General features: G+C 69.2%; 16 protein-coding genes. 6 read left to right on the top strand and 10 right to left on the bottom strand.

From position 1 onward, the window contains the following. Positions 1-8 precede the first annotated feature (8 nt). Genes addA through BGO20_RS02890 form a run of 3 tightly spaced genes read right to left on the bottom strand, consistent with a single transcriptional unit; the run spans position 9 to position 7,337 of the window. On the bottom strand, positions 9-3,494 hold the full coding sequence (gene addA / locus BGO20_RS02900; RefSeq protein ID WP_291663262.1) for a double-strand break repair helicase AddA: 3,486 nt from the start codon (positions 3,492-3,494) through the stop codon (positions 9-11). Next, on the bottom strand, positions 3,491-6,601 hold the full coding sequence (addB, locus tag BGO20_RS02895) for a double-strand break repair protein AddB (RefSeq protein WP_291663260.1): 3,111 nt from the start codon (positions 6,599-6,601) through the stop codon (positions 3,491-3,493). Before addB ends, addA begins: the two co-directional genes overlap by 4 nt. Beyond that, positions 6,594-7,337, bottom strand: coding sequence for a nucleotidyltransferase family protein (locus BGO20_RS02890; RefSeq protein WP_465245984.1), 744 nt, complete (start codon positions 7,335-7,337; stop codon positions 6,594-6,596). Before BGO20_RS02890 ends, addB begins: the two co-directional genes overlap by 8 nt. 189 nt (positions 7,338-7,526) lie before the next feature. Between BGO20_RS02890 and ahcY the strand changes: the two genes are divergently transcribed. The 3 genes from ahcY to tsaE all read left to right on the top strand — a co-directional run bounded on the left by ahcY (position 7,527) and on the right by tsaE (position 13,360). After that, entirely contained in the window at positions 7,527-8,921 is a 1,395-nt protein-coding gene (ahcY, locus tag BGO20_RS02885) for an adenosylhomocysteinase (protein WP_291663257.1), read from the top strand. A gap of 447 nt (positions 8,922-9,368) precedes the next feature. Further along, entirely contained in the window at positions 9,369-11,804 is a 2,436-nt protein-coding gene (locus tag BGO20_RS02880; RefSeq protein ID WP_291663254.1) for a sensor histidine kinase, read from the top strand. Next, positions 11,801-13,360, top strand: coding sequence for a tRNA (adenosine(37)-N6)-threonylcarbamoyltransferase complex ATPase subunit type 1 TsaE (gene tsaE, locus BGO20_RS02875; RefSeq protein ID WP_291663252.1), 1,560 nt, complete (start codon positions 11,801-11,803; stop codon positions 13,358-13,360). Before BGO20_RS02880 ends, tsaE begins: the two co-directional genes overlap by 4 nt. A gap of 13 nt (positions 13,361-13,373) precedes the next feature. On the opposite strand, the gene BGO20_RS02870 is transcribed toward tsaE, so the two are convergent. The 5 genes from BGO20_RS02870 to BGO20_RS02850 all read right to left on the bottom strand — a co-directional run bounded on the left by BGO20_RS02870 (position 13,374) and on the right by BGO20_RS02850 (position 17,269). Continuing rightward, complete coding sequence (locus BGO20_RS02870; protein WP_291663250.1) at positions 13,374-13,688, bottom strand: HPr family phosphocarrier protein; 315 nt, start codon at positions 13,686-13,688, stop codon at positions 13,374-13,376. Positions 13,689-13,708: 20 nt separating this feature from the next. After that, positions 13,709-14,110, bottom strand: coding sequence for a PTS sugar transporter subunit IIA (locus BGO20_RS02865; protein WP_158445927.1), 402 nt, complete (start codon positions 14,108-14,110; stop codon positions 13,709-13,711). A gap of 112 nt (positions 14,111-14,222) precedes the next feature. Beyond that, entirely contained in the window at positions 14,223-14,708 is a 486-nt protein-coding gene (locus BGO20_RS02860) for an HPr kinase/phosphorylase (RefSeq protein WP_291663247.1), read from the bottom strand. Next, entirely contained in the window at positions 14,698-16,497 is a 1,800-nt protein-coding gene (locus tag BGO20_RS02855; protein WP_291663245.1) for a stimulus-sensing domain-containing protein, read from the bottom strand. The genes BGO20_RS02860 and BGO20_RS02855 overlap by 11 nt, the downstream gene beginning before the upstream one ends. Before the next feature lie 70 nt (positions 16,498-16,567). Continuing rightward, positions 16,568-17,269: a response regulator transcription factor gene (locus BGO20_RS02850; protein ID WP_291663243.1), complete on the bottom strand. Its 702-nt coding sequence runs from the start codon at positions 17,267-17,269 to the stop codon at positions 16,568-16,570. Between the two features lie 172 nt (positions 17,270-17,441). On the opposite strand from BGO20_RS02850, the gene BGO20_RS02845 reads away from it, so the two are divergent. From BGO20_RS02845 to BGO20_RS02835, 3 genes are all read left to right on the top strand, one after another. Then, entirely contained in the window at positions 17,442-18,221 is a 780-nt protein-coding gene (locus tag BGO20_RS02845) for a HugZ family pyridoxamine 5'-phosphate oxidase (protein WP_291663242.1), read from the top strand. 240 nt (positions 18,222-18,461) lie between these two features. Next, positions 18,462-20,072 carry a phosphoenolpyruvate carboxykinase gene (locus tag BGO20_RS02840; RefSeq protein ID WP_291663241.1) on the top strand — a complete coding sequence of 537 codons (1,611 nt, stop codon included), beginning with the start codon at positions 18,462-18,464 and terminating at the stop codon, positions 20,070-20,072. Positions 20,073-20,109: 37 nt separating this feature from the next. Next, positions 20,110-21,120, top strand: a complete 1,011-nt coding sequence (locus tag BGO20_RS02835) for an Lnb N-terminal periplasmic domain-containing protein (RefSeq protein ID WP_291663240.1) — start codon at positions 20,110-20,112, stop codon at positions 21,118-21,120. A gap of 85 nt (positions 21,121-21,205) precedes the next feature. On the opposite strand, the gene BGO20_RS02830 is transcribed toward BGO20_RS02835, so the two are convergent. Then, positions 21,206-22,624, bottom strand: coding sequence for a sodium:proton antiporter (locus BGO20_RS02830; RefSeq protein WP_291663238.1), 1,419 nt, complete (start codon positions 22,622-22,624; stop codon positions 21,206-21,208). Between the two features lie 15 nt (positions 22,625-22,639). Next, complete coding sequence (locus BGO20_RS02825) at positions 22,640-24,301, bottom strand: TRAP transporter large permease (protein ID WP_291663509.1); 1,662 nt, start codon at positions 24,299-24,301, stop codon at positions 22,640-22,642. Positions 24,302-24,390 lie beyond the last annotated feature (89 nt).

Here is a 24,390-nt window from a genome sequence, read left to right as displayed (position 1 = left end):
GATCGAGCCTATCCTAGTTCCGCCGCGCCGGCGCCGGGCGCGCGACCGGCCAGGGCCGCCAGCGCGGCTGCAAGCCGGTCGGCCCCGATCTCCAGACAGGCCAGGTTCGCCGTGTAGACCAGCAGGGCCCTGATGCTACGTCCGGGATAGATGTCGCGCAGCAGCGCGGCGTAGGCGGCAAGCTGCGCCATCGTCGCCATCGGAACCGCGTCGAGGCCGACAGGCGGGCGCGCCGTGGTCTTGAAATCGGCGACGATGACGGCCCCCGGCGTGATCGCGAGCCGGTCGATCCGCCCGGAGATGGTGCGCACCGTGCCGTCCGGCAGCCGGACGGTTCCCGATACCGGCGTCTCGGCCAGCGAATCGCCGGCGAACAGCCCGGCCAGCTCCGGCGCATGCAGCAAGGCAGTCACCTTCGCCGCGATCTCCTGCCGCCGGGCCTGCGGCAGGGCACCCCCACGAGCCGCGACCAGGGCCAGCGCCGTCCCGGCACGGCGCTCCACGGGCACCTCGGGCAGGATCTGCAGCAGGAGATGCGCGAGCCGGCCGGCCGCCGCCGCCTCGGCGAGGAACGGCCCATCGCCCGGCCGCTCCTCGCCATCGGCGGCGGCGAGCGCACCCGAGGGCTTCAGCGGCGGCAGCGGCTCGGCCTCGCGCGGGACGGGGCGGGCGAGCCAGGCGGGCGCCACGGGTTTCGCCGCGTCTGCGAGTGTCGGCTTGCTCTCGGCGGGCGGCGCAGGCGGCGTCACGCTGAAGCGCAGGATCGCCGCCTCGCCCTCCCCGATCTCCTGCAAGCCGGCTTCGGAGGCGGCAAGCCCCTCTGCGATCATCGCGTACCAGCTGCCCTGCGGCGCCTCGCCCTTGGGCTGCGCCGCGCAGATGATCAGCCGGTCCTCGGCCCGGGTCATGGCGACGTAGAGCAGCCGGTGATGCTCCTCGACCATCTGCTCGACGACCTTTGCCTTGGCGCCAGCCGTCGCCGCCGTGTCCTCGGCGCTGGCCGGTGGCCAGATCGGCACGATCTCGCCTCTGGGAGCCGGCACGGCGAGGATCTTGGGCAGGCGTTTCGCACCCGGCTCGGGGCCGAGATCGGCGAGGATGACGATCTTCGCCTCGAGCCCCTTCGAGCCGTGGACGGTCATGACGCGGACCTCGCCGGCGCTGGCCGAAAGGTCGCGCTTCACATCGGTCGCGCTGCCGGTGACGTGCTGGAGGAAGCCAGCGAGCGAGGGGCCGTAGCGCCGCTCATGCTCGAGCGCGGCATTGAGGAAGGCGTCGAGCGCGTCGCCCGCCTCGGCGCCGAGCCGCGCCAGGGCGAGGTTGCGCCCGCCGCCGGGGCCGAGCAGGTCGGCGAAGAAGCGGAACGGCCCGCAACGCCCCGCTTCGCGCGTCCAATGCACGAGTTTCGCCTCGGCGGCGGCATAGCGCGGCTCGCCTTCCGCCGCCTCCTGCAAGGCCGCGCGCAGCGAGCCGCTGCGGCCGGGCGCGAGGCGCAGGAGGTCGTCATCGTCGAAGTCGATCAGCGGCGTCTTGAGCGCCGTCGCCAGCGTCAGGTCGTCGTCGGGCAGCAGGAGTGCCCGGCCGAGCACGACGAGATCCTCCACAGCCGGATGCTCGGCGAGCGTCAGGCGGTCGCGGCCTGCGACGGGGACACCGGCGTCCTTCAGTGCCTTGACGATCGCCTCGAACAGCGCGCCGCGCTGGCGCAGCAGGATCATGACGTCGCCGGCCGCGAAGGGGTTGCCGCGATCGTCGCGGCGATCGCGATGCCAACGCTGCAGGGTCGCCGCGATGCGTCCGGCGAGCTTGATCGTGCCGCTGCGGCGCTCGGGCGCGTCGACCGGCGTGGTCCAGGCATCGGGCGGCTCGCCGGTATCGTTGGCGGCCAGCGGCCAGAGGTCGACCGTGCCGGGCACGCTGCGGCGGACCGTATCGTGCGTCTCCGGCCGCGGCGCGCCGTCGAAGACGAGGCCGCGTGCGTGCTCGCGCAGGGCGAAGACGGCATCGACCGCCTGCATGATGTCCGGCGCCGAGCGGAAGGAGGTGTTGAGGCTGATCGCCTCGAAGGCGAGTTCAGCCGCCTCGATCCGCTGGGCGAGCGCGCGTCGCTCCTCGCCGAACGCGGCCGGTGCCGCTCCTTGAAACCCGTAGATCGACTGCTTCTCGTCGCCGACGACGAAGATGGTGCGCGGCTTCACGCGGAGATCGCCGCCGCTGGTGAACTCCTCGGCGAGCTTGCGCAGGATCGCCCATTGCGCCTCGCCGGTGTCCTGCGCCTCGTCGAGCAGGATGTGGTCGATGCCGGCGTCGAGCTTGTAAAGCACCCAGGCCGCCTCGACCCGCTCCAGCAGCGAGCGTGTGCGCGCGATCAAGTCGTCATAGTCGAGCAGCGAGCGCAGGCTCTTCTGGCGCTGATAGGAGGCGAGCATCCGCGTCACCAGCAGCGCCAGCGCTGCGCTGCGATCACGAATGGCGACGGCATTCAGCCGCTCGCCCGCAGCCAGCACCAGTGCCGCAAGCGCCTCCAGGGCGGCGAGCGGCGCACCGTCCAGCTCGGATTTCCCCTTGCCGCGAATGTTGGCGTTGACCGTGCCCTCAGCGGTGATCAGGCCGCGGCGGCAGAAGGCGACCGGGTCGCCATCGTCCTGCCCCGCCAGCAGCGCGCGGAGATTGGCAGCGCAGGTCTGGCGCGTCGTGCTGCCGGCGCCGAGCGTCTCGATCAGCCCGGAAAGACCGGGAAGCGCCGCCAGCTCGGCGCGAAAAGCGGCCTTGACCGTGCCGGCGTCGAGATCGGGCGCGATGCCGAGGAAGGCGGCGATACCGGCGCGCATTCCTTCGGCATCACGGGCGCGACCGTTCTCGTCGCTGAACAGGGCGCGCTGGCGCAGCGCCTCCTGCACCATGGTCTCGAAGGAATCCTGCGCCGCCAGCCTTGCCAGCAAGTCGAGCGCCCTGGCTTCGGCACCTTGCGGGTCGGCGGCGACGAGAGCGAGCAGTTCACGCCGCGCCTCGCGCAGCATCTCGGCCTGGGCCAGATCGTCCGCGACCTCGAAGCGCGGCGGCACATTGGCCTCGAACGGGGCAGCCTGCAGTACGCGCGTGCAGAAGGCGTGGATCGTCTCGATCCTGAGGCCGCCCGGCGTCTCGAGCGATTCCGCGAAAAGGCGGCGGGCCTTCGCCTGCTCGGCCAGGGTCGGCGCCCGGCCGGTCAGTTGCGTCAACGCGCGGCGCAGGCTCTCGGCGTCGAGCGTCGCCCAGTTGCCGAGCGCCTTGAAGATGCGGTTCGCCATGTTGGCGGCGGCCGCCTTGGTATAGGTGATGCAGAGCATCCGGCCGGGCGGGACGCCGTCCAGCAGGAGCCTCAGCACGCGGTTGACCAGCACATGGGTCTTGCCCGAGCCAGCGTTGGCCGAGACCCAGGCGGAGAGGCCGGGGTCGGCGGCCAACGCCTGGCGCTGATTGGTCAGCGGCGGGACGATCCAGCCCGGCTTCACGGCTCGCCTCCCTCGTCGCCGCCACCGGGAGCGGCCGACCATTCCTTGACCCGGGCGAGATGGTCGTAGGGGCTGGCGTAGCGGATGTAGTCGGGGGCGCGGCGCGAGACGTAGGGCTCGCGGCCGGAACGCAGTGCGTCGAGATGCTTGAGCAGGTTGTCGAGATGGCGGGCAGCTACATCGGCCAGCGGCTCGCCGTCGAAGTCGAGCGGTTTGTCCTTGGCCCAGCCCTTCGGATCGTGATGCAATTTCATGTAAAGCAGGCTTGAGACCGGCGTCGGCCCGGCGAGCCCCTTGAAGCCGGAGCGGGCGGCGAGTTCGGCTTCGAGCGTGAGCTGAGGGGCGAAGCCTTTCTCGACCTGCGCCTTGCTCGGCGGCGCGCCGGTCTTGAAATCGACGATGCGCAGGCTGGGCTCTCGGGTCAGCTCGATGCGGTCGGCGCGGCCGTGCAGGCGGAACTCGCTGCCATCGGCCAGCCTGAAGCTCGCGCCGGTGCCGAGCTCGACGCCGATGCGGGCGATGTCGCCGCGGCGGCGCTCCTCCCAGCGAATGAAATGGCCTGCCGTCAGCAGGAAGCGCGGCCACCAGAAGGCGCGCACCTCCGGCACGTCGTCATAGTCGTGGAACAGGCGGTTGCCGATGGCGACGACCTGCGCCAGCGCATCGGCGGGCAACTGCTCGGGATAGGTTCTGGTGAAGCCCTCGACGATGCCGTGCAGCAGCTTGCCGCGATCCTGCGCGCTCGGGTCCTCGATCAGGTCGTCGAGCGCATCGAGCCCGAGGATCTTGCGGGCATGGATCTGGTAGGGATCGCGATAGAGCGTCTCGACCTCGGTGACGCTGAGCGAGAGCGGCTGTAGATCGCGCGGCGGGCGCGGCGCCGGGCGCCCCACCGGCTTCGCAGCGGCGGGAGCGCTGAGCAAAGCGGCGAGGCTACGCAGCTTCTCGCCTTTCACCAACGCCCCCTGCCAGACCGGCGCCGGCGTCACCGCCTGCAGGCGCTGCCAGAAGCGCGAGGCGATGGTCTCCGCCTCGCCGGCCTTGCGCGGACGGGTCAGCGTGACCGAGCGCGCCATCAGCGCCTGGACGAAATCATGCGCGGTCTGGCCGATGCGCCGCTCCGGCGGCGTCAGGCCAAGCTCGGCGCGCATCGGCCGGTTGATGAAGGAATCGGTCGTGGTCTGCGGCGGCCAGACGGTTTCGTTGAGGCCACCGAGCACGATGTGGTCGGCTTCGAGCAGGCGCGCTTCGAGGAGCCCCCAGATCGCGACGCGCGGATGGCCGGGCACCTTGCGCGTCACGGCGCGCTCGCCGAGCAAGCCGTCGAGGATCGCGACGAAATCCTGCGCCCGGCCACCGGGCGGCATCACGGCTTCCGCTGCGGCCAATTCGTCGAACAGGCCCGACAGCGCCTCGCCGTCAGGCCCGACGAAGGCGAGCGGCTGGCCGGCTTCGCCCGCGCTGAACGCAGTGACCGCGGCGCGCGCCGCCGCCACGACCGCCGCCAGCGACGGCTTTTCGAGGAAGAGCGCTTCGAGCAAGGAGGCGCTCGCCCGCTCGATGGCGCGCAGCAATTCCACCGCAGCGGCGCGATCCTCGCTCGTCAGGCGCTCGCGCGGGCCGGGCACATGCCGCCCTTCGCGCAGCGCGTCCCACTGATCGAGCGCGACATGCAGGCCGGCGAGCCCTTTCCCGACCGCATTGCCGCGCCAGACGCCGATTTCCAACGCCGACGCACCGCGCGCCAGCGCTTCGCGGCTCAACTCCAGCCGGCAGAGGGGATGAGCGAGCAGCGGCACCAGCGTCGTCGGCGTCATCCGCGCCAATGCGGCTTCCAGGATCAATCGCAGCAGCGAGCCGGCCGGCCAGCGGCCGAGCGGCAGGCCGGCGGAATCGTCGACCTCGACATCCCAGCGCCTGAGCTCGACCGCGACGCGCTCCGCGAGGCCGCGGTCCGGCGTCACCAGCGCGGCGTGGTGGCCGGGCTGCTCCAGCGCCTCGCGCAGCGCCAGAGCGACGAGCAGGGCCTCCTCGCGCTCATCGGCCGCCTCGACGATGCGCAGACCGGCGAAGGCGGTCTCGGCGGCCGCGTGCGGCACGCGCTGGCCGAGATCCGACCAGAGCTCGGTGACGGAGGCCGGCAGCATCGCCTCGCGGGCGAGGTCGGCGCGGGCCGTGCGCGGCGCATCCGGCGCGGCGAGCTCGCGCACATCGTCGCGCGTCGCCTGCAGCACCTCCAGCAGGTGGTGCAGGGCCGCCTGCGGATGCGAGGGAGCGGGCTCGTCCTTGATCGCGGCCCAGGCTCGCTCCGGCAGGGCAAGGTCGATGCCGGGCAGCACCACCGCCCCGTTCGGCAGGCGGGCGATGGCCGCGAGCAATTCCGCGGTGGCCGGCACCGTGCCGGTCGAGCCGGCGGCGATGATCGGCCCCCTCGCCCCGTCGGCGAGCAGGCGCTCGCGCTCGGCCGCCAGCATGCGATTGCGGAAGGCGGCGGGATCGCAGGCGCCGAGATCGGCGAGGATCTGCGGCCAGGCCTCGCCGAGAATGCCGAGGAAGCCGGCATTGAGCTGCCAGACCTTGTCGAAGCGCACCGCATCGAGGTGGCCCAGCCTTTCGACCGGGACGCGCTCGGTCTGCATCTGGTCGAGCAATGCGGCGAGGTCGCCCGCGAGCCCATAGGCCTCGGCGAGCGTCGCCGGCACCAGCGAGGGCTCCGACGGATCGAGGCGGAGATGGCTGCGATTGGCGCTGCGGCCCCAGGCATCGACCAGCCGGGTCAGCAGCATGCGCCGCGCCAGCGGCTCGATCGGCACGACACGCTCGCCTGCCCAGGCGCCGGAACCGATCAGAGCGGTCTCGGCCTCGTCGACATCGCCGAGCGGGACGATGCGCGGCAGCAGCAACGGCTTGCCGCCGAGCCTGTCCGCCAGAATCGCGGTGAAGGCGCGAGCGGCGCGGCGCGTCGGCAGATAAAGGGTGGCGCGGGCCATGGCGGCAGGATCGGCCGGGTCATGGACCGGACCGAAGCGGCCATCCAGCATCGCCTGCGCCAGCACTTCCAGGAAGGGCGCGCCGGCCGGAATGCTGAACAGGTTGAGCTCAGGCATGGACCGGCTGTGCGGCGGCGAGCGCGGCCTCGGCCGGGGCGATCGCCTCGGGCGTGCCGACATGCAGCCAGCGCCCTTCCAGCACCTCGCCGAAGAGCCGCCCCTGCGCGATGGCACGGTCGAAGAGCAGGTTGAGCGAGAACGGCCCCTCGGGCGTATCCGCGAAGAGCCCGGGCTTCAGGATGGCGACGCCGGCATAGGCCCAGGGCGCGCGCGCAGCCGCACCGCGGCGCGCCAGGCGGCCATCGCCGTCGCAAAAGAAGTCGCCGGCACCGTCGAAGCCGAGACTGGTCTCCATATCCGCGAGCAGAAGCAGGATATCCATGCGCTCCGGCTCCCAGCGCTGCGCCATGGCCGGCAAGGCCGGCTTGCCGGTCTCGCTCCAGAGCGCATCGGAATTGGTGTGGAAGAACGGCGCCGTCCCCAGCAGGGGCAGCGCCTTCTTCACGCCGCCTCCGGTCTCGAGCAGCTCGGCGCGTTCGTCGGAGACAGTGATGTGCGGGCGCAGCCGGCCGGCAAGATGGGTCTCGACCTGACCGGCAAGGTGATGGACGTTGACCACCGCCTCCTCGACGCCGGCATCCGCCAGCCGGTCGAGCATATGATCCAGCATGCTCCGCCCGCCGATCTTCACCAGCGGCTTCGGCAGCGTGTCGGTGATCGGGCGCATGCGCTGGCCGAGCCCGGCCGCAAGCACCATGGCGCGGCGGATTGGCGGCGAGGCGGATGTGGTCACGCGAATCTCCCTGTCGGTCGCCGGAGGCTAGCAGACAAGCCCGCCGACGGCATCGTCCAGCTTCCGCGTGCATCGCGGATCGCTGCTCGACCAGTCCATATAAAGACATCTTTATATCTTTGATTGCCTTCGCTCGAGAGGGCTGCTAGAGAGCCGGCCAGATTCAGATCGAGCGATTGGAGCGCCCCCGTGTCGGATTACATCGTCAAGGACATCGCGCTTGCGGATTACGGCCGCAAGGAAATCAACATGGCCCAGGACGAGATGCCGGGCCTGATGGCGATCCGCGAGGAATACAAGGGCAAGGCCCCGCTCAAGGGCGCCCGCATCGCCGGCTGCCTGCACATGACCATCCAGACCGCCGTGCTGATCGAGACGCTGAAGGAACTCGGCGCCGATGTGCGCTGGTCGTCCTGCAACATCTTCTCGACCCAGGACCACGCCGCCGCCGCGATCGCCGCGACCGGCACCCCGGTCTTCGCCATCAAGGGCGAGACGCTGGAGGAGTACTGGGAATACGTGCTGAAGACCGCGACCTGGGGCGACGGCGGGACGCCGAACATGATCCTCGACGACGGCGGCGACCTGACCATGCTGATCATCCTCGGCGCCGAGGCCGAGGCCGGCAATGCCGCCTTCCTCGACAAGCCGGGCAATGAGGAAGAGACGATCTTCTTCGCGCTGATCAAGCGTCAGCTCAAGGCCAATCCGGGCTGGTTCACCAAGACCCGCGCCGCGATCAAGGGCGTCTCCGAGGAGACCACCACCGGCGTGCACCGCCTCTACGAGCTGGCCAAGGCCAACCGCCTGCCGTTCCCGGCGATCAACGTCAACGACAGCGTCACCAAGTCGAAGTTCGACAACCTCTATGGCTGCCGCGAGTCGCTGGTCGACGCCATCCGCCGCGGCACCGACGTGATGATGTCGGGCAAGGTCGCGGTTGTCGCCGGCTATGGCGACGTCGGCAAGGGCTCGGCCGCCTCGCTGCGCCAGGCCGGCTGCCGCGTGCTCGTCACCGAGGTCGACCCGATCTGCGCCCTGCAGGCGGCGATGGAAGGCTACGAGGTCGTGACGATGGAAGACGCAGCCCCGCGCGGCGACATCTTCTGCACGGCGACGGGCAATCTCGACGTCATCACGGTCGACCACATGCGCGCGATGAAGCACCGCGCGATCGTCTGCAATATCGGCCATTTCGACTCGGAGATTCAGGTCGCCGGCCTGAAGAACTTCAAGTGGGACAACGTCAAGCCGCAGGTCGACGAGATCGAGTTCCCCGACGGCAAGCGCATCATCCTGCTCTCGGAAGGCCGCCTGGTGAACCTCGGCAACGCCACGGGCCACCCGTCCTTCGTGATGTCCTGCTCGTTCTCGAACCAGACGCTCGCCCAGATCGAGCTCTGGAACCATCACGCCAACTACCAGAACAACGTCTACACCCTGCCGAAGCATCTCGACGAGAAGGTCGCCGCGCTCCACCTCGCCAAGGTCGGCGCCAAGCTCACCAAGCTCAACGACGCCCAGGCGAAATATATCGGCGTGCCGCAGGCGGGCCCGTTCAAGCCGGAGCACTACCGCTACTGACATCCTGGCAGCGGCAAGAACCAGCAGGCCCGGCGCAAGCCGGGCCTTTTTTGTCGGACAGGTCGGCCCGGAACAACACGAGAACCCAACTAATGGTATTCTGAATCCTGCAAATCACTAGACCTTGTTAGCGGCGGATTCACTTTCCGCCCACTTCGAAAAACTCCCCGTTTACCGGCGATTAAGCACTTCCTGACGGAGTCGAGCGGTGATTACAGTGGAACTGATTCGGGGGTGCCGAGACGGCGCGGCCCGGTTCAAGCTCTGATGTGATTGGCGTGGTGGCGCGCGTGTATCGGCCGCCGGAGAGGGTGCGAAGCCCGGCTCCGCGAGACCGATTCCGGCGAGACCTGCGATATTGGCGGCCCAGGCCGCCCGAGAGGCGACGGACGCGGCATGAGAAGCGCGGGGAGACAGGGGCGAGGTGGCGGCGGGCGTGCGCGCAGGATGCTGTCCGCCGGATATGTGCCCGCACTCGCCCTGCTGCCCGTACCGGCCTTCGCCCAGAGCGAGTGGTTCGCCCCGGCCAAGCTCGACCTGATGAGCACCGGCGCGCTCTCGATCATCCTCGCCGGCCTCACCGTCTTCGCCACCACCACCTCCCTCGTCTACGTCCGCGAGCGCTCGCGCTGGCAGCGGCGCGAGGCGAGGCTGGCAAGCGAGCTCGAAGCGGCGCGCGGGCACCAGGAGCGTCTCTCCATCCTGCTCGCGGCCGACCCGCAGGTGATCGCGAGCTGGAACGGACGCGACGCGCAGCCGGTCTTCGAAGGCGACAGCGGCTTCCTCGGCGCACCCGGAGCGGCTCTCGCCCTGGCCTATGGCAGCTGGGCCGCGCCGACCGACGCCAAGCGGCTCGAACTCGCGACCGACGCGCTGAAGGAGCATGGCGAGGCCTTCGCCTTCACGATCCGCAGCAAATCAGGCCCCTTCGTCGACATCGAAGGCCGACCTGTTGCCGGGCGGGCTGTCATCCGCTTCCGCGAGGTCACCGGCGAGCGCGCGCAGGTGATGACGCTGCGCAGCGAGCTTGAGCGGGTCACCGCCGATCACGCGGCGCTGGCGAGCCTGCTGGCCGGGCTGCCGCACCCGGCCTGGATGCGCGATGCCGATGGCCGCCTCGCCTGGGTGAATGCCGCCTATGTCGGCGCGGTGGAAGCCTCGGATGCCGGCACCGCCGTGAAGGGCGGGCTGGAGCTGCTCGACCGCAACGAACGCGAAGCCGCGGCGCGGGCCCGGCGCGAGGGCAACCCCTTCACGATCCGCGCGCCCGCCGTGGTCGCCGGCCAGCGCCGGACCCTCGACGTCGTCGAACTGCCGACGCCGACGGGCTTTGCCGGTTTCGCCACCGATATGAGCGAACTCGAGTCGGTCCGCGCCGATCTGCAGCGCCAGATGGACGCCCATGTCCGCACGCTCGACCGGCTGAAGACGGCCGTCGCGGTCTTCGACGGCTCGCAGCGCCTGCTCTATCGCAATTCCGGCTTCGACGCGCTCTGGTCGCTCGATCCGTCCTTCCTCGACGGCCTGCCCAGCGACGGCGAGATCCTCGACCGGCTGCGCTCGGAACGGCGCCTGCCGGAGCTCGGCGACTACCGGAGCTGGAAGACCGGCGTGCATGCGGCCTACACCGCGACGCGTGCCGCCGAGGACTGGTGGTACCTGCCGGACGGGCGCACGATCCATGTCGTCTCCAGCCCCAATCCGCAGGGCGGCGTCACCTATCTCTATGACGACGTCACCGAGCGCTTCACGCTGGAATCGCGCTTCAACGCGCTGACCCGGACCCAGCGCGAGACGCTGGATTCGCTGCGCGAGGGCGTCGCCGTGTTCGGCTCGGACGGGCGGCTCAGGCTCTCCAACCCGGCCTTCGCGCAATCCTGGCGCATCGACGCGGAGATGCTCGCCAGCGCGCCGCATATCGACGAGGTGGTCAGGCTCTGCCGGCCGCTCTTCCCGCAGGACGAGGTCTGGCGCGAACTGCTGAGCACCGTCACCGGCGTGCGTGACGCGCGCGAGGACTATCGCTGCCGCATCGAACGCCGCGACGGCGTGGTGCTCGACATCGCCGCCGCGCCCCTGCCGGACGGTGCGACGCTGCTCTCCTTCGCCGACGTCACGGCCAGCGTGAACGTCGAGCGGGCGCTGACCGAAAAGAACGAGGCGCTGGAAAAGGTCTCGCGGCTGCGCGAGGACTTCGTCCACCACGTCTCCTACGAATTGCGCTCGCCGCTGACCAACATCATCGGTTTCGCGCAGCTCCTCGGCACCGAGACGGTGGGCGCGCTCAACGAGAAGCAGCGCGACTACACCTCCCATATCGTGCGTTCGTCCGGCGCCCTGCTCGCCATCATCAACGACATCCTCGACCTCGCCACGATCGACAACGGCGCGCTGACGCTCGACATCCAGGATGTCGACGTCGCCGACACCATCGCCCAGGCGGCGGCGGGGCTGCAGGACCGGCTGACCGACAGCAAACTGGCGCTGAAGGTCGAGATCGACCCGCGCACCGGCTCGCTGAGGGCCGACGGCAAGCGGCTGCGGCAGGTGCTGTTCAACCTGCTTTCCAACGCGATCGGCTTCTCCTCGCCCGGCCAGACCGTCCGCGTCACCGCGACGCGGCAGGGCAGCGACATCCGCCTCACCGTCGCCGATCAGGGCCGCGGCATCCCGGCCGAGGTCAAGGAGAAGGTCTTCGAACGCTTCGAGAGCCATTCGCTCGGCTCCAGCCATCGCGGCGTCGGCCTGGGCCTCTCGATCGTGCGCTCGATCGTCGCCCTGCACGGCGGCCATGTCGAGCTCGATTCGACGCCGGGACAGGGCACGCGCGTCACCGCGATCTTCCCGGCGCAGGGCCTGCCGCTCTCGGACGCCGCCGAATGACGGACGAAGCCCGCGCGGCCGGCACGCACCGGCTCCTGCTGGCGGACGAGGCGGCGACGGCGCGCCTCGCCGCGGACATCGCCGCGATCCTCAAGCCCGGCGACATCGTCGCGCTGTCGGGCCATCTCGGCTCCGGCAAGTCGCTGCTCGCCCGGGCCATCCTGCGCGAGCTCGCCGGCGATCCGGAGCTGGAGGCGCCGAGCCCGACCTTCACCCTCGTTCAGAGCTACGAGACGCCGCGCGGACCGGTGCTGCATGCCGATCTCTACCGGGTCCGCTCGCCGGAGGAGCTCGACGATCTCGGCCTCGTCGAGGATGTCGACCAGGCGGTCATGCTGGTGGAATGGCCCGACCGCGCCGGCGAGCGCCTGCCGGCCGGGCGGCGCCTCGACATCGTGCTCGACGTCGACCCCGACAATCCGGAGACCGGCCGTATCGCCGACCTGGCCGGCGGCGTGCTGTGGAAGCAGCGCCTTGCGATCGCGGTCGCTTCGCGGCGGCTCATCGACAGGGCCGGCTGGGGCGAGGCGCGGCGCGACTTCATGCTGGGTGACGCCTCGACGCGGGCCTATGAGCGCCTGACCCGCCCCACGGGCGAGACGGCGGTGCTGATGATCTCGCCGCCGCGCCCGGACGGGCCGCCGATCCGCATGGGCAAGCCCTACAGCGCCATCGCCCATCTTGCCGAGACCGTCGACGCCTTCGTCGCGATGGACCGGGGCCTGCGCTCGCTCGGCTATTCCGCGCCCGACATCCTGGCCGAGGATCTTGCGACGGGGCTGCTGCTGCTGGAGGACCTCGGCAGCGAAGGCGTGCTCGACGAGGACGGCCAGCCGATCGCCGAGCGCTACGAGGCGACGGCCCTGCTGCTCGCCGACCTGCATCGCCACACCCTGCCGGCGATCCTGCCGGTGGCGGAGGGGCGCGACCACATCATCCCCGAATACGATCGGCAGGCTCTCGCCATCGAGACCGAGCTGATCCTCGACTGGTACGGGCCGCACATCGCCGGGGTGACGCTGCCGGCGGTGACGCAGGCCGAGTTCGGCCGCATCTGGGGGAAGCTCTTCGACGAGATCCTGGCCGCGCCGGCCACCTGGACGCTGCGGGACATCCACTCGCCGAACCTGATCTGGCTCGCCGGGCGGGACGGCCTCGCCAAGGTGGGCGTGATCGACTTCCAGGACGCGGTGCTGGGCCACCCGGCCTACGACCTCGCCGCGCTCGGACAGGATGCGCGCGTCGACGTGCCGGCCGCGCTGGAGCTCCGGCTGCTCGCCGCCTATGGCTCAGCCCGCCGGGCCGAGACGCCGGATTTCGACCTCGCCGGCTTCGCCCGCGCCTATGCGATCCTCGGCGCGCAGCGTAACACGAAGATCGCCGGCATCTTCGCCCGGCTCGACAAGCGCGACGGCAAGCCGGGCTATCTCAAGCACCTGCCGCGGATCGAGGCCTATCTGCGCCGCAATCTCGAGCATCCCGCCCTGGCAGAGCTCAAGGCCTGGTACCAGGCGCATATGCCGAAGCTGTTCGAGGCACCCGGCGAGGCGCGCTAAACCCGGCTCGGTCTTATTCGCCTTCGCCGAAGCGGTCGGCGATCAGCTCGCCCAGCGCCTTCAGCGCCTCGCCGGCCTCAGGCCCCCTGGCGACGATGGTGATGGTCGAGCCGATGCCGGCGCCGAGCGTCAGCACGCCCATGATCGAGGTGGCACCGACCGTCTCGCCGCAGCGGCTGACCGTGAGGTCGGCATCGAAACGGGCGGCGCATTGCACGAATTTCGCCGTGGCGCGGGCGTGCAGCCCCTTCTTGTTGATGATCTGGAATTCGCCGTAAAGGGCACCGGGCGGGATTTCGGTTTCGGGGCAGTCGCAGTCTTCGTCCATCCCGGCCTTCCGCCTGTCCCTTATTTGCCGGCCAGCACGCGGCTGGCGACGGTGATGTATTTGCGCCCGGCATCCTGCGCGCTCGTCACGGCCTCGTCGAGCGTCTTTTCCTCGCGCACGCTGGCGAGCTTGATCAGCATCGGCAGGTTGACGCCGGCGACGACGTCGACACGGCCCGGCTCCATCACGGAGATGGCGAGGTTGGAGGGCGTGCCGCCGAACATGTCGGTCAGGATGACGACGCCGCGGCCGCTCTCGACCTGCTCGACGGCGGCGATGATGTCGCGGCGACGGCTTTCCATGTCGTCATCGGGCGCGATGGCGATGGTGGCGAGGTTGGCCTGCGGGCCGACGACATGTTCGAGGGCCGCGCGGAACTCCGTCGCCAGATGCCCATGAGTCACGAGGACCAGTCCGATCATTCAATCCAGCACCGGAGAGCGCGCAGCGGCGCCCGGACAAGGTGGCGGTTTATGCGGCAGGTGCGAGATAATCGCAAGTCACTTGCGGCCAAAGGCGCCGGAATCATGGCCTTCAGCCGTGGCCTGTGAACAAGTCGAGCGCCGCGAGCACGAGCCGCTCGTCGCCGGCACGTCCCGTCACGCGCAGGCGCGGCAGGTCGATCCCGCAGAGGTTGTCGACCAGCTCCTCCGGCTCCGGCATGCGCGGCGGCTCCTCGCCGATGAGATCGACGACCAGCCGCACCACTGCGGCGGGGGTCGCCGGCTCCGGCGTGAGGCCGAGCCCGCGGCGCTCGACGATGCCTTCCAGCGGCGGAACCGGGCGGGCGATCAGCCGGTCGCCGCGCGCGGCCAGGGCCGTCCGGTCGTCGGCGACGAGCCGTCCGAAGCGGCCCGCCTGGCCGGCAAGCGCGATGATGGCGAGCGCCAGCAGCGACTTGCCCGCGCCGGAGGCACCGCGCAGCAAGATGCCGGCCTCGCCGACGGCGATCGTGGTTCCGTGGATGCGCTCCTCGCCGGGCTGTCGCGGCGCCGGCCGTCCTCGCAGGTCAGGCAGCATGCTGATGTGCGGCCGGCAGCCGGACGATGAAGCGGGCGCCGAGCCGCTTGGCCTCGCCCGCGGCGTCGGCGGGGCCAAGCCGGTTCTCGGCCCGGATCGAGCCGCGATGTGCCTCGACGATCTGCCGGGAGATCGACAGGCCAAGACCGGAATTCTGGCCGAAGCCCTCGTTCGGACGGTCGGTGTAGAAGCGCTCGAAGATGCGCTCCAGCGCATGCGGCTCGATGCCCGGCCCCTCGTCCTCGACGGTCACCAGCACATCGTTGGCGATGCGGGACAGCATGACGCGCACCGTGCCCTCCGCGGGGGAGAACGAGCGGGCATTGTCGATCAGATTGACCATGACCTGGCCGATCCGCGAGTCGTGGCCGATGACGAGGAAAGCGTCGTTGCCGAGCTTCTGGCTGCGCCGGTCGGCCGAGAACGCGATCGCCGCCTGGCCGTCGCGGCGCGTCTCGTTCTGGATCGTGACCACCGCCTCGAGCACCTGCGCGACGTCGACCGGGGCGGAATCGTTGCGCGCCAGCTCGGCATCGAGGCGGGAGGCGTCGGAGATGTCCGAGATCAGGCGATCGAGGCGGCGCACGTCGTGCTGGATGACCGACAGCAGGCGCCCGCGGGACTCGTCGCTCCTGGCGCGCGGCAGCGTCTCGACGGCGCTGCGCAGCGACGTCAGCGGGTTCTTGAGCTCGTGGGCGACGTCGGCGGCGAAGCTCTCGATCGCCTCGATGCGGCTGTAGAGCGCCTTGGTCATGTCGCGCAGCGAGCCGGAGAGGTGGCCGATCTCGTCGTGCCGGTTGCCGAAATCCGGGATCTGCTCGCGCGACTTGACCCCGCGGCGCACCCGCTGGGCGGCGTCGGCGAGCTTGCGGATCGGCTCGGCGATCGTGCCGGCGAGCAGGACGGACAGCACGATCATCACCGCCGCCGCCACAGCGAAGACCTGGAAGATGGCGAAGCGCTCGGCGCCGATCACGGCGTCGATATCGCCGCCTTGGGTCGAGAGCAGCAGGGCTCCCTTGACCGTGCGGAAGCGCTGCACCGGCACCGCCACAGAGACGATCGTCTGGCCGCGAGTGTTGACGCGCACGACGCTCGCCGGGACGCCGTTCAGCGCCCGCGCGACCTCCGGATAGGACTTGCCGTTGGCGTTCTCGAAATCATCATAGGCCGGCACGTCGGCACGGCCGAGCTTGTTGCGCAGCATGTTCCAGGTGCGCTCGAGCAGCGGGGGTTCGTCCGGCTCGCCGACGCGCGGCAGGTCGAGCCGCAGGATGTCGCCGCGCGAATAGAGGTTGCGTGAGTCGATGGTGAGCAGGCCGTCCTTGTCGTAGACCCGCGCCCGCGTCTTGGTCGGCGTCACGAGGCGGCGCAGCAACGGCGCGACCTTCTCCGGATTGATCGAGAAATCGAGCGGATCGTCGGCGATGCCGGCGCTCTCGCCGGCCTGGAGCTGCAGCAGCTTGTCCGGATCGATCGTGATCGTATCGGTCTCGACCGTGGCCGAGGCGGCAATCGCGCCGGCGATGATCTCGCCCTGCGTCAGCAGGCTCTGGACGCGGGCTTCGATCAGGCCCTCGCGAAACTGGTTGAGGTAGAGGAAGCCGAGCAGCAGAGCGACGAGGCCGCCGAGGTTGAGCACGACGATACGCCGGGTCAGGCTGGACGCTGCACGCGACGAGACCGCGCGCGCCGTGCGGCGCCAGACAAGGCCGAGCCGCCGTCTCAGGGCGGCGCTCCAGCGGCTTCTCGCCGACGACGCGGAGATTTCGTTGTCGACCGTTGCCATGCTCAGGCTTTACGTCCGCTCCTCCGGCGCTGCGGCGCGCCGGTCTGGGTTGGCATCGCCGCGGGCGGCCTCAGGTTTCCTTGAAGCGGTAGCCCACGCCGTAGAGTGTCTCGATCATGTCGAAATCGGCATCGACCTGATTGAACTTCTTGCGCAGCCGCTTGATGTGGCTGTCGATGGTGCGGTCGTCGACATACACCTCGTCGTCGTAGGCCGCATCCATCAGGGCGTTGCGGCTTTTGACCACACCTGGGCGCTGCGCCAGCGACTGCAGGATCAGGAACTCGGTGACGGTCAGCGTCACCGGTTCGCCCTTCCAGGTGCAGGTGTGCCGCTCGGGGTCCATGCGCAGCAGGCCGCGCTCCAGCGCCTTGGCGTCCTCGGCACGGGTTGCGGCGGTGGTGTCCTTGGCGCCGGCCCGGCGCAGGATCGCCTTGACGCGCTCGACCAGCAGGCGCTGCGAGAAGGGCTTCCGGATGAAGTCGTCGGCGCCCATCTTGAGCCCGAAGAGCTCGTCGATCTCCTCGTCCTTCGAGGTCAGGAAGATCACCGGCAGGTCTGACTTCTGGCGCAGCCGGCGCAGCAGCTCCATGCCGTCCATGCGCGGCATCTTGATGTCGAAGATCGCGAGGTCGGGTGGGTTCTGCTTCAGCCCGTCGAGAGCCGAGGCACCGTCCGTGTAAGTCATGATGCGGTAGCCCTCGGCTTCGAGCGCGATGGATACCGACGTCAGGATGTTACGGTCGTCATCGACCAGCGCAATCGTTGGCATAAGGCTTTCGTCTCTTGCTCTTGTTGCAATAAAGGGGTCCACTCCCCTGCGAGAGCGGCCAAAGCATGGCAGCAATCTAGCGGCTCGGAGGCGGATTCGCTATGGCGCAACGCTCGAATACCGCAACGGTTCGGCGCGCCCGCGGAATCGGACCGACAAGGAACCGACGGAGATGACCGAAGCCGCCCCCGCCGCCATCACGCCGCGCGGCCTCGAGCTCGGCGGTTCCGCCCCTGATGACTTCGATCCCGTCGCCATGGCGCGCGCGACGCTGCGCACCGCCCGCATCGCGGCGCTGGCGACGCTCGACCCGGCGAGCGGCTTTCCGCTGGCTACGCTGGTCAACCTCGCCACGGATGTCGACGGCTCGCCGCTGTTCCTGGCCTCGAAGCTTTCGCTCCACACGCGCAACATCGAGGCCGATCCGCGCGTCTCCGTGCTCGTCTCCTCGCTCGGCAAGGGCGACCCGCTCGCCAATTCCGCACGGCTCAGCGTCGTCGGACGGGCGGAGCGCTGCACGGACGCCAACGCCAGGCGCCGCTTCCTCGCCCGCCATCCCAAGGCGAAGCTCTACGCCGATTTTCCCGACTTCTCGCTGTTCCGCCTCGCCGTCCTCGGCTTTCATCCCAATGGCGGCTTCGCACGCGCGGGCGAGATCGCGGTCGGCGCGGTTCTGCTCGATCTCGCGGGCTGCGAGACGCTGATCGCGGCCGAGGACGATGCGGTCGCCCATCTCAACGCGGATCATGCCGAAGCGCTGAACCTTTATGCCACGCACCAGCTCGGCCTGCCCGAGGGGCGCTGGAAGGCGACGGGGCTCGACCCGGAGGGCCTCGACCTCGTCTGCGGCGACGAGAGCGGCCGGCTCGTCTTTCCGGAGCGCGTCACCGATCCCGCGGGCTTGCGCCGCGTCCTGGTCGCGCTCGCGCAGCAGGCGCGCGGCCAGGGCTGAAGGCCGGTTTGCAGCCGCGCCGGGCGTTCACCATCCTCGCTCACCATGCCGCCTGATTTCAAACGATTTAGCCGAAATGGCCGGGTCTTTTGCGATTTCAGCGACTTGAGTGCGGTGCCGCGCGGGCTTAAAGACCGGGCAAGGCCGCAGGGCCCCCGCCGGGCGACGGACCTTTTCGAGGGTTCGCGCGTCTTCGTTCGACAACAGGCTGCAGCACAACGCGGCCGCCGGAGGATTTCAGTGGACACGATCGGTCAGTTCAACGCCGCCCAGGGTGCCGAGGGTTTCGGCTTCCGCAAGCTCAAGGCCGTGTACTGGAACCTGGAAGCGCCGCAGCTCTACGAGGAGTCGCTGCGCCGCGGCGAGTCCGAGCTCGCGCGGGGTGGCGCGCTCTGCGCCGATACCGGCACCCATACCGGCCGCTCGCCGAAGGACAAGTTCACGGTGCGCGACGCGCTGACCGAGAAAACGGTCTGGTGGGACAACAACCAGGCGATGACGCCGGAGCATTTCGAGGCGCTGCTCGGCGACTTCATCGCCCATGCCGAGGGCCGCGAGCTCTTCGCGCAGGATCTCTACGGCGGTGCCGACCCGGCGCATCGCGTCAAGGCGCGCGTCTACACCGAGATGGCCTGGCACTCGCTGTTCATCCGCAACCTGCTGATCCGCCCCGCGCGATCCGAGATCGACGCTTACGTCCCCGAGATGACCATCGTCGACCTGCCGAGCTTCAAGGCCGACCCGGCCCGGCACGGCTGCCGCAGCGAGACCGTGATCGCCATCGACTTCAGCCGCAAGATCGTGCTGATCGGCGGCTCGGCCTATGCCGGCGAGATGAAGAAGTCGGTCTTCACCTATCTGAACTTCGTGCTGCCGACCAAGGGCGTGGTGCCGATGCACTGCTCGGCGAATGTCGGGCCGAAGGACGATCCGGCGATCTTCTTCGGCCTGTCCGGCACCGGCAAGACCACGCTCTCGGCCGATCCCGAGCGCACGCTGATCGGCGATGACGAGCATGGCTGGTCGAAGGAAGGCATCTTCAACTTCGAGGGCGGCTGCTACGCCAAGACCATCCGCCTCTCGGCGGAGGCCGAGCCGGAGATCTACGCCGCCTCGCTGCGCTTCGGCACCGTGCTCGAGAACACCGTGAGGGATCCGATCACGCGGGAGGTCGATTTCGACGACGAGAGCAAGACCGAGAATACCCGCTCGGCCTATCCGCTCGACTTCATCCCCAACGCCTCGCGCACCGGCCGCGCCGGCATCCCGAAGAACATCGTGATGCTGACCGCCGACGCCTTCGGCGTGATGCCGCCGATCGCCAAGCTGACCCCGGCAGAGGCGATGTACCACTTCCTCTCGGGCTACACCGCCAAGGTCGCCGGCACCGAGCGCGGCCTGACCGGCGTGCAGCCGGAGTTCTCGACCTGCTTCGGTTCGCCCTTCCTGCCGCGGCATCCGTCGGAATACGCCAACCTGCTGCGCGACTTCATCGCCAAGCACCATGTCGATTGCTGGCTGGTCAACACCGGCTGGACGGGCGGGCAGTACGGCACCGGCCGGCGCATGCCGATCCGCGTCACCCGCCGCCTGCTTTCGGCGGCGCTCGACGGCTCTCTCAACCGCGCCGATTTCCGCCGCGATCCCTATTTCGGTTTTGCCGTTCCCACTTCGGTGCCCGGCGTCGAGCCGCACATCCTCTATCCGGTGAAGACCTGGGCCGACAAAGCCGCCTTCGCCGAGACCGCGAAGAACCTGACGGAGATGTTCGCCAAGAACTTCGCCAAGTTCGAGGCCCATGTCGACGACGCCGTGAAGGCGGCGGCGCCCAGCAATTCGCTCGCCGCCTGAGACCAGGCGACGGCGTCCATGCTAAGGAGAGGCGGCCATGCGCCGTCTCTCCGTCATCGTGCTCAAGCTCGCCCTCACGCTCCTGATCCTCGGCACCGCGCTCTGGGGCGCGGGCTTCCTGTACTTCCGCCTGCCCGGCACCATGGCCGGCCTGGCCGCGATCGGCTTCGGCGTCGCGGCGCTGGCCGGTCTCGTCGGTGTCTGGAGCGGCGAAGCGCGGCTGCCGCTCGGCTTCGCCGTGCTGTTCGTGAGCCTGCTCGGCTGGTGGAGCAGCTTTCACCCCTCGCATGACCGAGACTGGATCCCCGAGCTCGCCCGCCTGCCGGCGATCGCGCAGGAGGGCGACGTCCTCACCGTCTCGAACCTGCGCAATTTCCGCTGGCGCACGGAAGAAGATTACGACCAGCACTGGGAGACGCGACGCTACGACCTGGCGAAGGTCACCGGAGCCGATATCTTCCTGAGCTACTGGTCGGGCGAGGCGATCGCGCATCTCCTGGTCAGCTTCACCTTCTCGGATTCGGTGCCGCTGACCTTCTCGATCGAGGTCCGGCGCGAGAAGGGCGAGGACTGGTCGGCGCTGGCCGGCTTCTTCCGCAGCTACGAGATGGCCTATGTCGCCGCCGACGAGCGCGACATCGTCGGCCTGCGAACCCATGCCCGGAAGGAGGATGCGCGGCTGTTCCGGCTCAGCGCCTCGCCCCGGCAGGCGCGCGACCTGCTGCTGGCCTATGCCGGCGACATCAACGACCTCGCCGCGAAGCCGCGCTGGTACAACACGCTGACGACCAACTGCACCACGGTCGTCTACCATCTGGTCGGTACCGTGGCGCCGGCGTGGAAGTTCTCGCTGCCGCTGGACCCGCGCGTGCTGCTGTCGGGCTATCTGCCGGGCTATCTCCAGCGCATCGGCGCGATCCGCCAGGACATCCCGCTCGACGAACTGATCCGGCGCGCCCGGATCGGCGACAAGGCACGCACGCTCTCGCTCGACGATCCAGACTTCTCGGAAAAGATCCGGGAAGGGGTGCCGGCCGGACGGCCGTGAACGCCGACCCTCGGCACGGGTGCGACGACGGTGAAAGGCCCGGGACCGGCGCAGCGCGCCGTCCCGGACCGACCCGTAAAAGCGCCTATCCGAAGAACAGTACCGTCTGCACGATGAACACCGGGATCAGGATCGCGCCGGACCAGAGCATGTAGCCGAAGAAGCTCGGCATCGCGACCTTGCGGTCCTTGGCGATGGCATAGACCATGAAGTTCGGGGCGTTGCCGATATAGGTGTTGGCGCCCATGAAGACGGCGCCGCCCGAGATCGCCGCCAGCGTCAGGGCCCCCGTGGTCATCAGTTCCTTGGCGTTGCCGCCCGCCAGCTCGAAGAAGACGAGATAGGTCGGCGCATTGTCGAGGAAGGAGGACAGGATGCCGGTCAGCCAGAAATAGGCGACGGCGTTGTGGCTGCCGTCGGGATGGTTGACCAGGCCGACCAGCGCCGAGAACGCGCCTTCGCGCCCGGCCTGCAGCATCGCCAGCACCGGAATGATGCAGACGAAGATGCCGGCGAAGAGCTTGGCGACCTCGAGGATCGGCCCCCAGGAGAACTCGTTGCCGGCTCGCACCTGCTTCGGCGTCAGCCAGAGCGACAGGCCGGCGAGCCCGATCAGGATGAGGTCGCGCACCAGGTTCTGCAGCTCCACATGCACGCCGTGGAGCTCGAAGACCACGCCCGGCTTCCAGTTGGCGGAGAGCAGGATGGCGCCGATGACGCCGGCCAGCAGCGGGAGGTTGACCTTGCCCCACAGCTTCAAGTCGCGGTCGGGCGTCGGATCCTTGAGCGGCGGCAGGCTGTCGTCGCGATGGTAGAGGAAGCTGTCGAGCGCATAGAACAGCGCCAGCAGCACCACCACGGCAAAGCCGGTCTCCGGCAGCAGGTGCTCGGTCGTCCAGAAGAAGTCGACGCCGCGCAGGAAGCCGAGGAAGAGCGGCGGATCGCCGAGCGGAGTGAGCGATCCGCCGATATTCGAGACCAGGAAGATGAAGAAGACCACGACATGGACGTTGTGGCGCCGGTTGTCGTTGGCACGCAGCAGCGGCCGGATCAGGATCATCGAGGCGCCGGTCGTGCCGACGATGCTGGCCATCACGGTGCCGATGGCGAGGATGACCGTGTTGGTCGCCGGTGAACCGTGCAGGTTGCCGGTGATCAGGATGCCGCCGGCGATGGTGAAGAGCGAGAACAGCAGGATGATGAAGGGCAGGTATTCGAGCAGAGCCGTATGCAGGACGGCGCCCAGCGAGGCCTCGAAGCCGCGCAGCGCGACCAGCGGGACCAGCAGCAGCAGCGCCCAGAAGGCGGCGAACTTGCCGTAGTGCAGCTCCCACAGATGGTGGAAGAGGATCGGCCCGAGCGCGATCGAAAGCAGCATCCCGGCGAAGGGCAGCGCCCAGAGCGGGCCCATCGTCGCACCGCCGATGTCACCGGCAGCAAGCGCAGCTCCGGGCACAAGGCTTGCCAGTCCGGCGCCGGCGAGCGCCTTCCATCCTATCGCCATACGTCTCCCCTCAGCTCAAGGTTTGGGCAAATCGATCTTGGGCGGCGCGCTGAAGTCGAAGCCCCCCGGCCCGCCGATGCTCGGAACCTGGATCGAGTCGAACTGCTTGTCGATCGCCTTCTGGTCGAGCTGCACGGCCGAAGCCTTGTAGTGCATCACCATCTGCGGGAACAGCACGACGAGCGCGACCATGATGCACTGGATGATCACGAAGGGCACCGCGCCCCAGTAGATCTGGCCGGTGGTGACCGGCTCCATCATCCGGCCGGTGACGCGGTCCTTGTAGGCAGTCTTGGGCGCGACCGAGCGCAAGAAGAACAGCGCGAAGCCGAAGGGCGGATGCATGAACGAGGTCTGCATGTTCACGCCCAGGATGATGCCGAACCAGATCAGGTCGATTCCGAGCTTCTCGGCGGCCGGCCCGAGCAGCGGCACGATGATGAAGGCGAGCTCGAAGAAGTCGAGGAAGAAGGCCAGCACGAAGACGAGGATGTTGACGACGATCAGGAAGCCCGTCGCCCCGCCCGGCAGGCCGATGAGCAGGTGCTCGACCCAGACATGGCCGTTGACGCCGTAGAAGGTCAGCGAGAAGACGCGTGCGCCGACCAGGATGAAGAGCACGAAGGCCGAGAGCTTGGCGGTCGATTCCGTGGCTTGCCGCAGCAGCTCGAAGGTCATGCGGCGCTTCATCAGCGCCAGCAGGATCGCGCCGGTGGCGCCCATGGCGCCGCCCTCGGTCGGCGTCGCGACGCCGATGAAGATGGTGCCGAGCACCAGGAAGATCAGCGCCAGCGGCGGCACCATGACGAAAATCACCTGCTCGGTCATGCGCGAGAGCAGGTTGAGGCGCAGCAGCTTGTTCAGCAGCGCGATCACGAAGGCGATCGCGACCATCAGCGACATCGTCAGCACGACGAAATCGGAGCCGGCCTTCACCTGGGTGAACGTCTTCATATAGGTATAGGCCAACGCGAAGGCGATGATCGCGACGACCAGCAGCGAGAAGCGGCGGGTCTTGCCGTCGGCGTCTTGCAGCGTCTGCGCCTCGGGCGGCAGGCCCGGCGCGCGCTGGGGCCAGACGATGGTGACGAGGAAGACATAGCCGGCATACATCGCCGACAGCACGAGGCCCGGAATGAAGGCACCCTCGTACATGTCGCCGACCGAGCGGCCGAGCTGGTCGGCGAGCACGATCAGGACGAGCGAGGGCGGGATGATCTGCGCCAGCGTCCCGGACGCGGCGATGATGCCGGAGGCGAGCCGCCGGTCATAGCCGTAGCGCAGCATGATCGGCAGCGAGATCAGCCCCATCGAGATGACCGAGGCCGCAACCACGCCGGTGGTGGCCGCGAGCAGCGCGCCCACGAAGACCACGGCATAGGCAAGGCCGCCGCGCACCGGCCCGAAGAGCTGGCCGATGGTGTCGAGCAGGTCCTCCGCCATGCCGGAGCGCTCGAGGACAAGACCCATGAAGGTGAAGAACGGCACGGCCAGCAGCACGTCGTTGTTCATCGTGCCGTAGATGCGTTCCGGCAGCGCCTGCAGGAAATTCTCCTGGAACAGGCCGAGATCGATGCCGATGATCGCGAAGAGCAGGCCGTTGGCGGCGAGTGCGAAGGCGACGGGATAGCCGAGCAGCAGGAAGACCACCAGGGTCGCGAACATCACCGGCGCCATGTTGACGCGCAGGAAGTCGCCGACGCCGCCACCCGCTGCAAAGGCATCGCCGGTGTGGAGGCCGAAGAAGGCGAGGACGGTGAGGGCCA

Source organism: Allobosea sp. 67-29 (assembly GCF_001898115.1).
Taxonomy (GTDB): domain Bacteria; phylum Pseudomonadota; class Alphaproteobacteria; order Rhizobiales; family Beijerinckiaceae; genus Allobosea.
Note: the sequence above shows the minus strand (reverse complement) of the source record. Positions and strands in the feature narration are given on the sequence as shown.